Source organism: Pseudomonas gorinensis (assembly GCF_042015035.1).
GTDB lineage: Bacteria > Pseudomonadota > Gammaproteobacteria > Pseudomonadales > Pseudomonadaceae > Aquipseudomonas > Aquipseudomonas gorinensis.
In genome coordinates, this window is record NZ_CP167125.1 from 2,885,852 (window position 1) to 2,899,263 (window position 13,412).

Annotated in this window: 11 protein-coding genes; 4 read left to right on the plus strand and 7 right to left on the minus strand. The window is 63.1% G+C overall.

All coding sequences use genetic code 11. From position 1 onward, the window contains the following. Positions 1-9: 9 nt before the first annotated feature. The 3 genes from AB7933_RS13295 (at position 10) to AB7933_RS13305 (ending at position 3,923) form a co-directional block, all read left to right on the plus strand. Positions 10-918: an HlyD family secretion protein gene (locus tag AB7933_RS13295; RefSeq protein ID WP_024074707.1), complete on the plus strand. Its 909-nt coding sequence runs from the start codon at positions 10-12 to the stop codon at positions 916-918. Beyond that, a complete protein-coding gene (locus tag AB7933_RS13300) occupies positions 918-2,918 on the plus strand; it encodes an FUSC family protein (RefSeq protein WP_024074708.1) in 2,001 nt (666 codons plus the stop codon). Before AB7933_RS13295 ends, AB7933_RS13300 begins: the two co-directional genes overlap by 1 nt. A gap of 306 nt (positions 2,919-3,224) precedes the next feature. Then, positions 3,225-3,923 (plus strand): glycosyltransferase, encoded by a 699-nt coding sequence (locus tag AB7933_RS13305; protein WP_024074709.1) that lies wholly within the window; start codon positions 3,225-3,227, stop codon positions 3,921-3,923. Here AB7933_RS13305 and AB7933_RS13310 read toward each other — a convergent pair. Next, the gene (locus AB7933_RS13310; RefSeq protein ID WP_024074710.1) at positions 3,913-4,782 is read right to left on the minus strand and encodes an isocitrate lyase/PEP mutase family protein; all 870 of its coding nucleotides are present in this window, start codon (positions 4,780-4,782) and stop codon (positions 3,913-3,915) included. The two genes, AB7933_RS13305 and AB7933_RS13310, sit on opposite strands and share 11 nt — an antisense overlap. A 432-nt stretch (positions 4,783-5,214) precedes the next feature. On the opposite strand from AB7933_RS13310, the gene AB7933_RS13315 reads away from it, so the two are divergent. After that, entirely contained in the window at positions 5,215-5,991 is a 777-nt protein-coding gene (locus tag AB7933_RS13315) for an ABC transporter substrate-binding protein (RefSeq protein WP_024074711.1), read from the plus strand. Positions 5,992-6,288: 297 nt separating this feature from the next. On the opposite strand, the gene AB7933_RS13320 is transcribed toward AB7933_RS13315, so the two are convergent. The 6 genes from AB7933_RS13320 to AB7933_RS13345 form a co-directional block, all read right to left on the minus strand. Further along, positions 6,289-6,915, minus strand: coding sequence for a helix-turn-helix transcriptional regulator (locus AB7933_RS13320; RefSeq protein WP_024074712.1), 627 nt, complete (start codon positions 6,913-6,915; stop codon positions 6,289-6,291). Beyond that, positions 6,915-8,048, minus strand: a complete 1,134-nt coding sequence (locus tag AB7933_RS13325) for an NAD(P)/FAD-dependent oxidoreductase (RefSeq protein WP_024074713.1) — start codon at positions 8,046-8,048, stop codon at positions 6,915-6,917. Before AB7933_RS13325 ends, AB7933_RS13320 begins: the two co-directional genes overlap by 1 nt. 22 nt (positions 8,049-8,070) lie before the next feature. After that, on the minus strand, positions 8,071-9,018 hold the full coding sequence (locus tag AB7933_RS13330; protein ID WP_024074714.1) for an ornithine cyclodeaminase family protein: 948 nt from the start codon (positions 9,016-9,018) through the stop codon (positions 8,071-8,073). Positions 9,019-9,097: 79 nt separating this feature from the next. Continuing rightward, the gene (locus AB7933_RS13335) at positions 9,098-10,150 is read right to left on the minus strand and encodes a hypothetical protein (protein WP_024074715.1); all 1,053 of its coding nucleotides are present in this window, start codon (positions 10,148-10,150) and stop codon (positions 9,098-9,100) included. Positions 10,151-10,162: 12 nt separating this feature from the next. Continuing rightward, positions 10,163-11,971, minus strand: coding sequence for a hypothetical protein (locus tag AB7933_RS13340; protein ID WP_024074716.1), 1,809 nt, complete (start codon positions 11,969-11,971; stop codon positions 10,163-10,165). Positions 11,972-11,974: 3 nt separating this feature from the next. Beyond that, the gene (locus AB7933_RS13345) at positions 11,975-13,231 is read right to left on the minus strand and encodes a hypothetical protein (protein WP_024074717.1); all 1,257 of its coding nucleotides are present in this window, start codon (positions 13,229-13,231) and stop codon (positions 11,975-11,977) included. Positions 13,232-13,412: the final 181 nt, after the last annotated feature.

Genomic DNA, 13,412 nt, shown 5'->3' on the forward strand with positions numbered 1-13,412 from the left:
CGAGGCGCCATGTCTATCAATAACCTCTTCAAGACGCTCGCCACGCTGGTACTGGGGCTGGTTGCGCTGCTGTTCTGTACGCAGTTGTGGCGAGCCTACGTATTGGCGCCCTGGACGCGCGACGGACGTGTCAGTGCACATGTCATCCGGATGGCCCCGGAGGTGTCCGGCCAGGTCGAACACGTACTCGTGGGGGATAACCAGTGGGTCGCCAAGGGCGCGTTGCTGTATCGGATCGATCAGCGCGCCTATCTGCTGGCCCAGCAACAGCGCGCCGCCGAGCTGGCAGAGGCACGTAGCGTGCTCGCGCAACGTACGGCACAGCTCCAGCGCCGCAGCCAACTCGGCGATGCGATTGCACGGGAAGAAACCGATAACGCGGCGCGGGACCTGGCAGTGGCCAAGGCCCGCCTGGAGGCGGCCCAGAGCCAGTTGGCCCAAGCCCGGCTGGACCTCGAGCGTACGACCATTCGTTCGCCGGTCGATGGTTACGTGACTCAACTGCGCCTGCAGCCAGGTGACTACGCCGTCGCCGGCACGACCAATGTGTTTGTGGTCGATGCGCACAGCTTCTGGGTCACTGCTTACTTTGAAGAAACCAAGCTTCCCGGTGTGCGACTGGGGGCCGCCACGTCGATCAAACTCATGGGGTTTGCGCCTTTGCTTGAAGGCCATGTCGCCAGTATCGGGCGGGGCATCGCCGATGGTAATGAGCTGCGCAGCGAGGGCGGTTTACCCCAGGTGGCCCCGACGTTCAGTTGGATACGACTCGCCCAGCGGGTGCCCGTACGGATTGAATTGGACAGCGTGCCCCCAGGCGTGGAGTTGGCGGCGGGGATGACGGCCAGTGTCGAAGTGAGTGAGGCCGGCGCCGAGCGACATTGGCGGCTGTCACGCTGGCTTCAGGCATTTATGTGATGAAGGGCCGCCTGTTGAGCGTGTTGAGTGGGCTGCCGCTGCCATGTACGCCGCAGACGCTGGGCTACGTGTCGCGCAGTGTCGCGGCGGCCACCCTGGCCCTGTGGCTGGGCTTGCAACTGCACCTGGATGCGCCGTTCTCGGCGGCGTCGACGGTGTTGCTGCTGATTCACCCGATCCAGGGCGCCGTGGTCGGCAAGGGTTTCCATCGTGTGCTGGGCACGCTGGTGGGGATCGTCGCGGCCTTCGTGCTGACCGCCCTGTTCGCCCAGAAAATGCTGCTGTTTATCCTTGGGGTCGGTGTGTGGCTCGGTCTCTGCGTCGGCGCCATGACGGTGCTGCGGCACTATCACGCTACCGCGGCCGTGGTCGCCGGTTACACCGTATGCCTTGCCCTGGGCCCGGCGATTGTCGCCCCCGAGCAAAGCTTCGAGCATATCGTGACACGCGGGACTGCGGTGGTACTCGGGGTCTTCAGCCTGAGCTTGGTGGCGACGCTGTTCAGCCGCAAGACCGTCGAGCAGAAGCTAAATTGGCTGCTCATCAGCGTGACGTCCCGCACGATACGCTGGCTGGCGATTCGGTTGAGTGGCGAGCAGGACGCGCACCCGAGCCTTGCCGCTGGGCCACTCTCGCTTGAGATCAGCCAGGTAGATGATCTGCTCGGCATCGGCCGGGGCGAGTCCGCGCTGATCCGCTCCCGGCTGCCGATGCTGCAGGCGGGGCTTGCGTACCTGCAGGGCGTGGTCCTGGCCGAGAGTACGTCCCATCGGTCTGCATTACCCGCCATTGCCCGCATTGGCAGGGAGCTGCAACCGCTGGGCGACGGGCTGGCCGACGCCACGCAGGATTTTTCCACGGCAGCCGAGCGCGTCAGGGCCATGCAACATTGGCTGGCGGGCGATCTTGAGCGGCACGCGAGCGATGCAGAGTACCTGGATGAATCCTTGGCAGACCTGTGCAGCGCCTTGTTGAGTTTTGCCAGCCTGCAACGCAATACCCAAGTGCCTGCCCGTGCAGTGGGCTTTCACCGACACTATGGGGACGCGCTGCGCAACGGCCTGCGAGCGTTGCTGGCGATTTTGGCGACGGCGGCCATCTGGTACCTGACCGGCTGGGACCAAGGGCCAACGCTGTTGGCGGTCGTGGGGCCATGTTGCACATTGCTGGCCACCAGCGCCGCACCCACCCAGGGCATGCGCGGTTTTATCAAGGGCACGCTCTACGGCATCCTGGCGGCTGCGGCCTGCAAGTTTCTACTGCTGCCTCACATCAGTGGGTTTGCGCTGCTCAGCGTAGTGCTCGCCGCGTTCTGGATATTCGGCATGCATGCCACGACCCGACCGCGCCATGCGCTGCAAGGCATTGCCTACCTGATCGCGTTCAATACCCTGGTCAGCACCGGGGAGACGGCGCACTACGACTTTGTCGAGTTCGCCAATCAAGCACTGGCCTGGATGGTGGCGCTTGCCGTTTGCCTGCTGGCTTTCCAACTGTTTCCGAAGAAATCCGCCAGCCCCATACGGGCACTCAGGCAGGCGCTGGAGAGGGACACACGACGCTTGCTGCGTCATGGCAGCCGATTGGATAGGCTCGGATGGCAGGCGAAGCAACAACATCGAGTGGTGTCGTTGCTGGCCTTATTGGGCGCAGATCAGCCACAGGCTGACCCAGCCGGCTATGTGTCGTTGCAATTGAGCCGGAGCCTGGGGCGGCTGCAACGCAAGACCGGCCAATTGGCGCCGGGGTCGGCGATTGCCGAATGCGCGCAAAGGGGCGCTCGGCGACTGTCCAGGCATGCCTTGAACACCGCAGTGAACGCGGCCCAGGCCCGGCGAACGGCGAAATCGATGCACAGGCTGGGTGCCGCGCATCTCGCTGCGTGCTACGAGGAACTGGCTGGGTTGTTGGAACAATACGGGCGGGGCCCTGACCATTCGATGAATGAGCGGGCACGCCCGAATGCCAGTCAGTTAAGAGATAGAACGAGCAAACAGTAAGTAACCTGTGGCGAGCGGGCTTACTGTGGAGCGGGCTTACTGTGGCGAGCGGGCTTGCCCCGCGTTGGGCTGCGAAGCGGCCCCAAAACCTAACGATTTAATATGCCTGGATAAACGCGGCGGCCTTATTGGGGCTGCTTCGCAGCCCAACGCGGGGCAAGCCCGCTCGCCACAGTAAGCCCGCTCAACACAGTTACAGTGTTCCTCCTTAACTGACAGGCACGCCCTGTACGCAAGATTATTTAAACCTTCTCACTGAGCGACAGGTCGATAGCTGGAGATACTTCGCCAGGTGAGGGAACGTCAATGATAGGGGTTGTGATACCTGCCCATAACGAAGAACGGCATATCAGCGAGTGCCTTGCTTCTGTGCGACTTGCCAGTGAGCATCCGGCGTTGCGGGGCCAGCGGGTTGAGATACTGGTGGTGCTGGACGCCTGCTCGGACGGCACGGTCGAGCAGGTGGCGGCGCGCGGGGCGAGCATGCTCGAGGTGTGCTTTCAGAACGTCGGCAAGGCCAGGGCCGTGGGCGCTGAACACTTGCTGGAGGCGGGTGTGCAATGGCTTGCCTTCACGGATGCGGACACACGGGTGCCCTGTGATTGGCTGGTGCGCCAGATCGAATGTGGCGCTGACGCGGTGTGTGGCACCGTCGAAGTGGACAGTTGGAGCGAGCATGATGAAAGCGTGCGCTCGCGCTACCTGGAGCTGTACCAATTCATCGAAAACCATCGCCACATCCACGGTGCAAACCTGGGCCTGAGTGCCGATGCCTACCGCAACGCCGGTGGCTTTCAACACCTGGTCACTCATGAAGACGTGCGGCTTGTGGCCGACCTTGAGCGGACCGGCGCGCGAATCGCCTGGACCGCCACCAACCCGGTGATCACCAGCGCGCGCCGCGACTACAAGTGCCGTGGCGGTTTTGGCGAATACCTGATGTCCATGCTTGCGCCCCACGGCCCGGAGTTGCCTGCCGGCGGCCCGCCGCTGGTTACTCTTTGACGTCCATGAATTCCTTGGCCCATGCCACATAGCTTTCCGGCAGGGTGTAGGTATGCGTCAGCTCCGTGGCGCTCAGGTTCGAGGTGCTGTGGGTCAGCTGACGCTGGGCGCGCAGGCTGTCGTAGGTCGCCTTGATCGACGCAAAGTAGGCGCCATGGCCGGCCACGATCACGCGCACACCCAAGCGGGCCAGGCGCTCGGCGTCATTGAGCTTGGGGTTGCCATAGGTCACCAGCATCAACGGTACCGTGAGGTTTTCCGCGATTTTCTCCAGGTGCTCGAAGTCGCTGATACCCACCATGCAGATGCCGTCGGCACCGGCTTTTTCGTAGGCCTTGGTACGTTCAATCACGGCTTCGGTGGGCAGCACGCCGGCGTTGGTTCGCGCGATGATCGACAGCTCGGGGTCGACCCGGGCTTCGAGGGCGGCCTTGACCTTGCCGATACCTTCCTCGACGGAAATCAGGTCGGTCGATTTGCGCCCGAATTGCGCCGGCAGCAGGGTGTCTTCAATGGTCAACGCCGCGACGCCGGCACGTTCCAATTCTTCGACGGTGCGCATCACGTTCAAGGCGTTGCCGTAGCCGTGGTCGGCGTCTGCGATGAACGGTAACTGGGCGACACGGCCGATGCGGGTGGCCTGTTCGACGAATTCGCTCAGGGTGATCAACGCAAAGTCGGGCGCTGCGAGTACCTGCAACGAGGCGACGGAGCCGCCGAGGATACCGACTTCGAAACCCAGGTCCGCCGCGATTCGCGCGGACATCGGATCGAAAACAGATGCTGTCTCCACGCATTTTTGTGCGCCAAGCAGTTCACGGAAATTACGACGAAGAGCGGAGTGGGACATTTTTGGCATGATCTATCCTGGTGCTGGTCATCGTCGAAGTACGATCAATGCCTATTCATAAACCAGCGAGACTACCACGCGCCAAAATACAGAGTCATGACGTTTGAGAATAGGGTATGCGCCACGCACATACTGATGCACCGTTATAAAGCACGCCTGTTTTCCTGATGCCTGTCAGGCCCCTGCACTGCGCCCCGAAAGAGCGCACCGCGCTTTTTTCACTGATGATTTTTTGCCTGCCCCTGCGATGCTTCGCGACCTTGTCATGGGCGCGAGGGCGGTCGTGTGATGCCTGGAAATGGATGGCGACGAAGTGTTCGCGTGTGGATTGACGCGAAATACACAAAAGTCCATTATGGAATTATAAGTACAAAAAATGCTCGCCGGCGTCACCTTTTCTTCACTCTTGCCAAACCAACAACAACTTGCGAGAACACGATCATGAAGAAGCGCTCCCTTATCACCGCCCTGGCCCTGAGCCTGCTCGCTTCCAGCCATGTGCTGGGCGCCGAGAAAACCCTGCGCATTGGCATCGAGGCGGCTTACCCGCCGTTTGCCTCGAAGACCGAGGACGGCAAGATCGTCGGGTTCGACTACGACATCGGCAATGCGCTGTGCGCGCAGATGAAAGCCAAATGCGTGTGGGTTGAAGGCGAGTTCGACGGGCTGATTCCGTCGCTGAAAGTGAAGAAGATCGACATGGCCTTGTCGTCCATGACCATCAACGAGGACCGTAAGAAGTCGGTGGATTTCAGCCACAAGTATTACTTCACCTCATCGCGCCTGGTGATGAAGCAGGGCGCGGTGGTGGATGACCAGTACGCCAGCCTCAAGGGCAAGACGGTCGGCGTGCAACGCGCCACCACCACCGATCGTTATGCCACCGAGGTGTTTGAACCGCAGGGCATCAACGTCAAGCGCTACAGCAATAATGAAGAAATCTACATGGACCTGGCGGCAGGGCGCCTGGACGCGATCTTTGCCGACACCATCCCCCTGAGCGACTTCCTGTCCATGCCGCGCGGCCAGGGCTACGCCTTTGTCGGCCCGGAGCTCAAGGACCCGAAATACGTGGGCGAGGGTGCCGGGATCGCAGTGCGCAAGGGCAATACTGCGTTGGTCAGCGAGTTGAATGCGGCCATCGATGGCATTCGTGCCAGTGGCGAGTACCAGAAGATTTCCCAGCACTATTTCAAGTCGGATATCTACGGCGATTGAGCGTCATAGGCGGGCAAAATGCGGGAGCAAGCTTGCTCCCGATAACCATAGGCATCTACACAACTTTTCAGCCCCTGACCAATCTCCCTGTGGCCAGCGAGCTTACTGTGGCGAGCGGGCTTGTCCCGCGTTGGGCTGCGAAGCAGCCCCAGACAAGAAAAACGCGGTATATCAGACACCCTGTAGAGGCTGATTTTAGGGCTGCTACGCAGCCCAACGCGGGACAAGCCCGCTCGCCACAAGCCCGCTCCACAGCAAGCCAGCCCGATCACCACAACAGCGCTATTTGCCGGGCCTTCAGCCCTTGAGTTCCTTCAAGTGCTTGTAGACCGTCGCCCGCCCCATCCCCAATACATTGGCCACATAGTTCGAGGCGCTCTTGCCCTTGAAGGCGCCTTCGGCATGCAGCGCCAGTACCAGCTCGCGCTTATGATCTCGGGTCAGCAGGTTCAGGCTCAATTGGCGTTCGCGCATCCACGCATGCAGGAAGGTGTTGATGCGTTCCTGCCAGTCATCGCGAAACAGCGAATCCGGTTGCGGGATCAGCTTGCTCGGTGACAGGAACAGGTCGAGCGCGGCCTTGGCATTTTCAAACAGCGAGATATTCAGGTTGATGCACAGCACCGCCAGCGGGCGACCTTTGTGGTCGTGCAGCACGGTGCTCAGGCTGCGAATTTTCTGGCCGTCCCAGTTGAGCTTTTCGTAGGGACCGATATTCACTTCGCGCACATCGTCGGACAGCATGTCTTCCAGCGCCGAGTCGTCGCCAATGGCGCGTTTCGACAGGTTGTTGGCGATGTAGTCGACCTTTTGCGTGCGCAAGTCGTGCAGCACGGCCTCGGCATGGGGAAAGAACAGCGTGGCGATCGCATCGGCGATCGCACGGAAGTTCTGCAGGACCTTGTCTTGTTCAGCGGTGTTCATCAATGGGGCTCCAGGCGCTCGGGGGAGAGCATACCAGCGTCCAGGCCGAACCGCGCCAGTGGCTCCGGCAACGCCGCGCCGCGCACCAGGGCCGCGCTGGCCTGGCCCATGGCGGGCGAGGTCTGGATGCCATAACCGCCTTGCGCCGCGACCCAGAACAGGCCGGGCACCCGAGGATCGAAGCCGGACAGCAAGTCACCGTCGTGCACAAAACTGCGCAGGCCGGCCCAGGTGCGGGTCGGGCGTCGGATGGTCAGGGTGGTGGCCTCTTCGATCTGGTAGATCCCCATGGCGATGTCCAGCTCTTCGGGCTGGATGTCCTGGGGTTCCACCGGGTCGGCGTTGGCCGGTGAGCCGAGGAACATGCCGGCGTCGGGTTTCATGTAGAAGGCTTCGTCGAGCGCAACCAGCATCGGCCAGGCGTGGCTGTCCACGCCCTCGGGGCCGGCGAAGATAAACGCTGAACGGCGCTTGGGTTGCAGGCCGATGGAAGCCGCACCGGCCAACCCGCCGATATGGTCGGCCCAGGCCCCGGCGGCGTTGATGATAATTGGCGCGGTGAAGGTTTCCTGTTGGGTTTGTACGTGCCACAGGCCGTCGGCGTCACGGCTCAGGCCCAGCACGTGGTGGTCGGTTCGCACCTCGCCCTGGTGGCGGCGGATACCGCGCAGGTAGCCCTGGTGCAGGGCGTCGGTGTCGATATCGCTGGCGGTCGGGTCATAGATCGCCCCGTGGACTTTCTCGCGACGCAGGATCGGCAGCCGCGCGCAGGCTTGGTCGGCACTCAGCTGTTCGACCTGCGGCACGGTGGCCTTGGCGCTGAGGTATTGGCGGTTCAACTCGGTCGGGTCGCCGATGAAGTCCACCGTCATCTCGCCCCGTGGCGTCAGCAGCGGGTGCTCGCAGAACCCGGCGGGCGGATTGTCGAAAAACTCACGGCTGGCCAGGGTCAGCGCCCGCACTTGCGGGGTGCCGTAGGCGGCGGTGTAGAGCGCCGCCGAACGCCCGGTGGAGTGATAGGCGGGGTGCGATTCACGTTCCAGCACCAGCACTTTGCCGTGGGGCGCCAGCCAGAAACCCGTGGAAGCGCCGGCGATGCCGCCACCGATGATGATGAAGTCTGCGTGGCTCATGCTCGTCTCCTGATAGGTGGGGTCAGCGCTGCAACTGATAGAGCGCATTGGCCAGGGCGATGTCTTCCAGGCCCAACCCGATAGAGCGGAAGAATACGTGGCGGTCATTGTTCGGGCGCTGCGCCATTTCCGTCAGCAGCTCGGGCAGGTCGCCCATGACGGCGCTGGCGTCCCAGCCGTGCTGTTCGCTGGCGATCAGCATGTCGCCCGCCGCGCCGGGTGTGGTCTGGCGGTAGTCGCAGAATACCTGCATGTCGTTAAGGGCGTGGGGCGGTACTTCATGGGCGCGAGGGGCGTTGGTGCTGATCGAGGTGATCAGTGCCGGTTTGCTCAAGCGCGCCGGGTCGAGCACCGGGCCGGCCGATGAGGTGCAGAGCAGGATCACGTCGGCATCCTCCACCGCGGCTGCGCAACTGCTGGCGATGACCAGGCGCGGATCGAGGCTGCCGAGCTGCGCGAGGGTCGTGGGGGAGGCGTTGGCCAGGCTTGGCGAAAACAGGCTGATGTGCTGCCAGTCGCGCAGGTTCTGCACGTAGCGCAGGTGCGCCTGGGCGACCTTGCCGCTGCCGATGATCGCCAGGCGCCGTACCGCCAATGGCGCCAGTGCCTCCACCGCCAGGGCCGTGGTGGCGGCGGTGCGAGCGGTGGTCAACTCACCGGCATCACACAGCAGCAACGGTTGGCCGGTGTGCATCGACATCAACAGCGTCCATGCGGTCACCAGCGGCCCTTGCTCGCGCACGATGTAGGGCGAGGTCTTGACCCCGTACACCCCGTCTTCGGCCAGCACGCCCAGGTAGTTGATAAAGTCGCCGGCGCCCTGGGGAAACTCCACCCGTTGCTGTGCGGGCTGCACCGCCTGCCCGGCGGCGAGGTCGTGAAACAACTTGCGCAGGATCTGCGGTACATCGACTTGAGCGAGTAACTCGCGGGCCTGGGCCTGGTTGATCACATAAGGCGTGCTGGACATGGGTTTGCTCCGCATTAAACTATTTTGTCCATTATGGACTTTTAGTTATGCGGAGCAATATCCCGGTGAAAAAAAGCTGTCAGGCCAGTTGCACCCGCCGCAGCCGGCCGCTCAGTGCCACCACGCTGTTATCCGGCGCCGGTATCGGCCGCCCCGTCAGCCCCATGCCTTCACTGATCACCACCGCATCCTGGACCTGGCACAGGTTGGACGGCGTATCCAGCCCGCGCGCCAGTACGGCGACCTGCCCGGTGTCCAGGTTGCAGCTCAACAGCCGCCCGCTGAAGCGGGTAAAGCCGCCGTGCAGGACGGCACCGTTCCAGTCCGGCGGCAAGGGTTGTTGCAGGTGGCTGCACAATTCCAGCACCAGCAAGTTGCCGTCCGGGCACCACGCCAACCCGGTGGGCAGTTGCAGCCCGTCAATCAGCACCTCGATCCGACCGCTGGCCGGGTGTACCCGAATCACCTGGCCGGCCTTGTCGGCGAAGTCGATGCCCTGGCGCGCCGGGTCGCCCCGCAATTCACCGGAGAACAGGCTGATCAGCACCGCGTCGGTCTGCGGTTCGTAGACCAGGGTCACCGGTACGGCCTCCTGGCCTTGTTCCAGTTCGGGCAGTTGCATCCGCACCTGCTCGTCCTGGCCGTCGCTGAACTCCACCAGTTGGTTGGTATCGGGCTTGACCGCCAGCCAACTGCGTCGGGTTGGGTGCCAGCACAGCGCATTCAGGTTGCCACGGCTGTGGAACACCGGTTCGGGCGGGCTGTATTGCAGGTCCAGCAACTTGGAGCCACTGATATAGTCGGTCTGGCTGACCATGCAGTGCCCGTCACCGCAGGCGATGTCTGACAGGCCCATGATTTCATCGCGCAGCATGCGTGCCTGCATGTTCATCGCGCGAAACCCTTGGGCAAGGCATTCACCGGGCAGGTAGGCGCCGGGTCGTTGCGGGTCCGGTTGCAGCAGGCTGATACGCCCGCTGAAGGGTTGGTCCGCCAGGCCCGAACCGGCCTCGGCCAGTAACAGGCTGCCATCGGCCCGCAGGCAGACGCCGCGCGGGTTGAGCAGCCCCTCGGCGATCAGTGTGCTGGGGCGCAGGGTTTCGTCGGGGTGGGCGGGGATATGCCAGGTCATGGGATCGCTCTCCTATTGGGGTGGCTGCCACGGTTCGCCGGTGAGATAGGCGCGCAACAGGGCGCGTTGGCAGGGCGACATCGAGCGCACCACCGGCATGAACAACGTGGTGCCTTTGTAGGTGTCGGCGGTGCGGGCGAGGATCGCGTTCTTGGCGCCCATCACCGCATCCGGTTGGTTCAATGCCACATAGCGCGACATGGCCGGGAAGGCCAGGTAGTGAAAGCGCAGGACATTTGGGTACATGAGTTCCCAGGTAATGGTTGTGCCCTTGGGAATGCCGAAGTCGGTCTGGGCGTACTTGCGGAAATTGGTGAAGTAGCCGCTGCTGTCAAGGCCATTGGCGGTGCAGGTCAAGGCGGCGAAACCCGCCTGGGCCGCGGTGCCGGGCTTGACGCTGACCGGTACGCTGACAGCCAGTTGCCCGGCCTTCACCGTCAGCGTGGTGGGGACATCGAGGAAGTCGTAGTTTTGCGGGTCGGTGTAGAGCGCCGGAGGCGTGACCGTCAGGCCGATATCGGTGGTGTCGGGCACCGGGCCGCCCAGATAGCGGACCTGCAAGGTGATCGACAGGCCATCGGGGTAGTCCTCCAGGTAGACATTGCGCTGATCACCGTACACCCGGTAGGTCGATTCGATCGCGTTCAGCGTGGTCCCGGCCACCGTGCCCGGTGCGGTGATGGACAAGGGCGAGACCTGGGTCGCCTGTTGTTGGCTGGGGCTCAGGGGCACGTCGACGATACCGCCATACACGTAGTAGTCGACCAACGGGCTGCTGGTGGGGTCGAGGGTGGTCAGCAGGGTGGTGCCGGCGCTGATACTGACGGTGCCGTAATTGGCGTTCGGCCCGATCGCGCTGGTGATGTCGTCCCTGACCGCCCGGAAGGTTTCCTTGGGGATGACGTTCACCATGTCCAGGCTCAGCAGGCCATTGCTGGCCAACTCGGCATAGGCTGCATTGGACGTGCACTGGTTGACCAACTGCCGCCCCGGCTGGCAGGTCAGCGGCTCGTCGGCGAATGCCGGGGCCAGGGTGCCGATGACCCGGCCAATACTGGGGTTGGGCGTGTATTGGCCCAAGGCGTAATCGGCGTTCAGTTGTTCGGTGGTCATCAAGGGGCACATCTCGAACATCACGAAACGCAGCACGATGCCCGTCGCGCCCGGTGCCTGGATGATCGATTGCAGGCCAGGGCTGCTGGTGTTCCAGCTGACGATACTGCTCAGCGGGAAGGTCAGCTGGAACGTGCCACTGGCGTGGAACGAGCCCGGTGCGTCCATGGTGCCCGGCAGCAGCACGCGGCCCTGCACGTCGAAACTGCTGCACACGGTATCGCAGTGGATCAGCAATTGGACGTTGTCGCTGGCGCCGATCTGCAGGCCACCGACGAAGATCTGGGTGGTGGTGGACGCCGTCGGGTCCAGGTCCACCATCATCGGCCCGGAGTGGGGGCCCTGGCCGGTCACCGGGTCTACCGAACCGAGCAGGTAGACCGCCTGGCCCACCAGGTCGCCGGTGGTGCTGATGCTGCCCGGGCTGCCTTGGGAACTGATCAAGGCGTCCTGGGTTTCCACCAGGTGCTGCCCGTGGTGGTTCCAGCCGCCGAGGGTGTAGCGTGTTCCGCCGGGGGTATTGAGCATGTCGTTCAACTGGTCGTCGCTGAAAGCCTCGGCTTGCGGCGCCAGGGTCGAGGTGGCCAGGTCAAACACCGGCCAGCTGTGTTCCGTGCCTTGGGGCAGGCATGGGGTGTTGTTCGACACGCTGACATCCGTGCTGATGCCGCCCCAGAAATTCAGGCGAGGTCCATTCAGAATACTCATGGTCTATTCCTTTTCCTTGGACGGGCGGGTACCCGGGGCGTTGGCGAATTTGAACAGGTAGGAGAAATCGGAGGTGAACAGGCTCTTGGCCGGTGTGGCCATGGAGTGGCATGTCATGCAACTGCTGTTGGGCTGGATGTAGCTTTCCATGGTCACGTTGGCCGACAGCGCGGGCGTTGGCGTGCCCAAGGGGTTGCTCGGGTCGTTCGGCCGCAGCGGGCGCTGGGTGGTGATCAGTTGGTAGTACTTGAGCACGCTGTTTTGCAGGCCCGGCTCGGCGCGGTAGCGTTTGTTGACGTCGTCGGTCAGCGCGGCAATCGGGGTGAACCGGCTCAGCGGGTCGGGCGTCTGGAACGTGGTGCCCGGCAGCGGCACGCAGACCAGTTGGGCGTCCTGGGGCTGCCAGGTGCAGGGCGACTGGTTGACGTGGGCGGCGCTGGGGTTGAAGTAGCTGTAGGGCGGGCTGGTGGTCGCATTGGACGGTACGTTGTCGATCTGCTCGAAGGTCGACCAGACCCACTGCGGGTAGCCGGCCGGCTTGGTGATGATGTGCAGGCCCACCAGCCCCAGGTACGCCTGCTGGGTACCGATGCGCTGGCCCTGCTCGTTGAACGTGGCAACCTGCGCCAGTTGGGTCAGGTAGCGGCTGGCATTGTCACTGGGCGTCAGGATGCGCCAGCTGGATTTGATCTCGATGACCCCGTTGGGGAACTGGATGTTGTTGGCCTTGGACACCACATCGGCGTTGTAGAAGCGGTTGGCGACGATGTAGTTGTAGGAGGTCTCGTTGGCCGCGATGTCGTAGTAGGTCGGGTTGCCGGCCTGGTCGATCAGCCAGCCGCCGACGGCCTGGTCAATGAAGGTCTCCTGTCGCGTGTTTTTCAACGCGGCAATGTTGATGATGCCCAGGGTTCTGGCCGCCAGCGGGGTGTTCCATGGGCCAGGGTCGGCCGCATTCGGCAAGAAAATTTCCTCGACGGTCTTGTAGGTCTGCCACACGGTATAGCCCGCATCGCCGGGCTGTTGACTGCAATTGGGCGTGCCGCGTTGGCCGTCCTGGGCCGGCCAGTTCAACGCGATGAACATCTGCCAGCTGTATTGATCGAACTGGTCCTGGCTGGCGGTGGCGACCGGTGCACTGCTGGGCGGCTGGCAGTTGAGTGGGGTGGCCAGCGTCGACGCCGCAGGCGTTTCCCTGGCCAGCGCCGGCGGGCTGGCCAGGCCGATGACTATCACGGCACAACAAACGAGGCTTTTCATGGCGATCCTTCCTTGGGGGTCAGGGTTTGCGCTGCATCAGCTGGTTCCACTGCGCCTTATGCCCGTTACTCTGCGCCGCTGTCTTGCCCGCCAAACGCCGCGGGGCTGAGCAGCAGCAGGAGCAGAAACAGTCGACTCAAGAGGCTGGTGTTCATATGACACTCCTTTGAAGTCCGGGTGA

What these genes read in the sequence shown, in the direction of transcription:
- AB7933_RS13310 (WP_024074710.1), bottom strand. Translation starts at nt 4,782, where the DNA reads ATGCCAAAAATGTCCCACTCCGCTCTTCGTCGTAATTTCCGTGAACTG.
- AB7933_RS13345 (WP_024074717.1), bottom strand. Translation starts at nt 13,231, where the DNA reads ATGAAAAGCCTCGTTTGTTGTGCCGTGATAGTCATCGGCCTGGCCAGC.
- AB7933_RS13330 (WP_024074714.1), bottom strand. Translation starts at nt 9,018, where the DNA reads ATGTCCAGCACGCCTTATGTGATCAACCAGGCCCAGGCCCGCGAGTTA.
- AB7933_RS13300 (WP_024074708.1), top strand. Translation starts at nt 918, where the DNA reads ATGAAGGGCCGCCTGTTGAGCGTGTTGAGTGGGCTGCCGCTGCCATGT.
- AB7933_RS13340 (WP_024074716.1), bottom strand. Translation starts at nt 11,971, where the DNA reads ATGAGTATTCTGAATGGACCTCGCCTGAATTTCTGGGGCGGCATCAGC.
- AB7933_RS13320 (WP_024074712.1), bottom strand. Translation starts at nt 6,915, where the DNA reads ATGAACACCGCTGAACAAGACAAGGTCCTGCAGAACTTCCGTGCGATC.
- AB7933_RS13315 (WP_024074711.1), top strand. Translation starts at nt 5,215, where the DNA reads ATGAAGAAGCGCTCCCTTATCACCGCCCTGGCCCTGAGCCTGCTCGCT.
- AB7933_RS13305 (WP_024074709.1), top strand. Translation starts at nt 3,225, where the DNA reads ATGATAGGGGTTGTGATACCTGCCCATAACGAAGAACGGCATATCAGC.
- AB7933_RS13325 (WP_024074713.1), bottom strand. Translation starts at nt 8,048, where the DNA reads ATGAGCCACGCAGACTTCATCATCATCGGTGGCGGCATCGCCGGCGCT.
- AB7933_RS13335 (WP_024074715.1), bottom strand. Translation starts at nt 10,150, where the DNA reads ATGACCTGGCATATCCCCGCCCACCCCGACGAAACCCTGCGCCCCAGC.
- AB7933_RS13295 (WP_024074707.1), top strand. Translation starts at nt 10, where the DNA reads ATGTCTATCAATAACCTCTTCAAGACGCTCGCCACGCTGGTACTGGGG.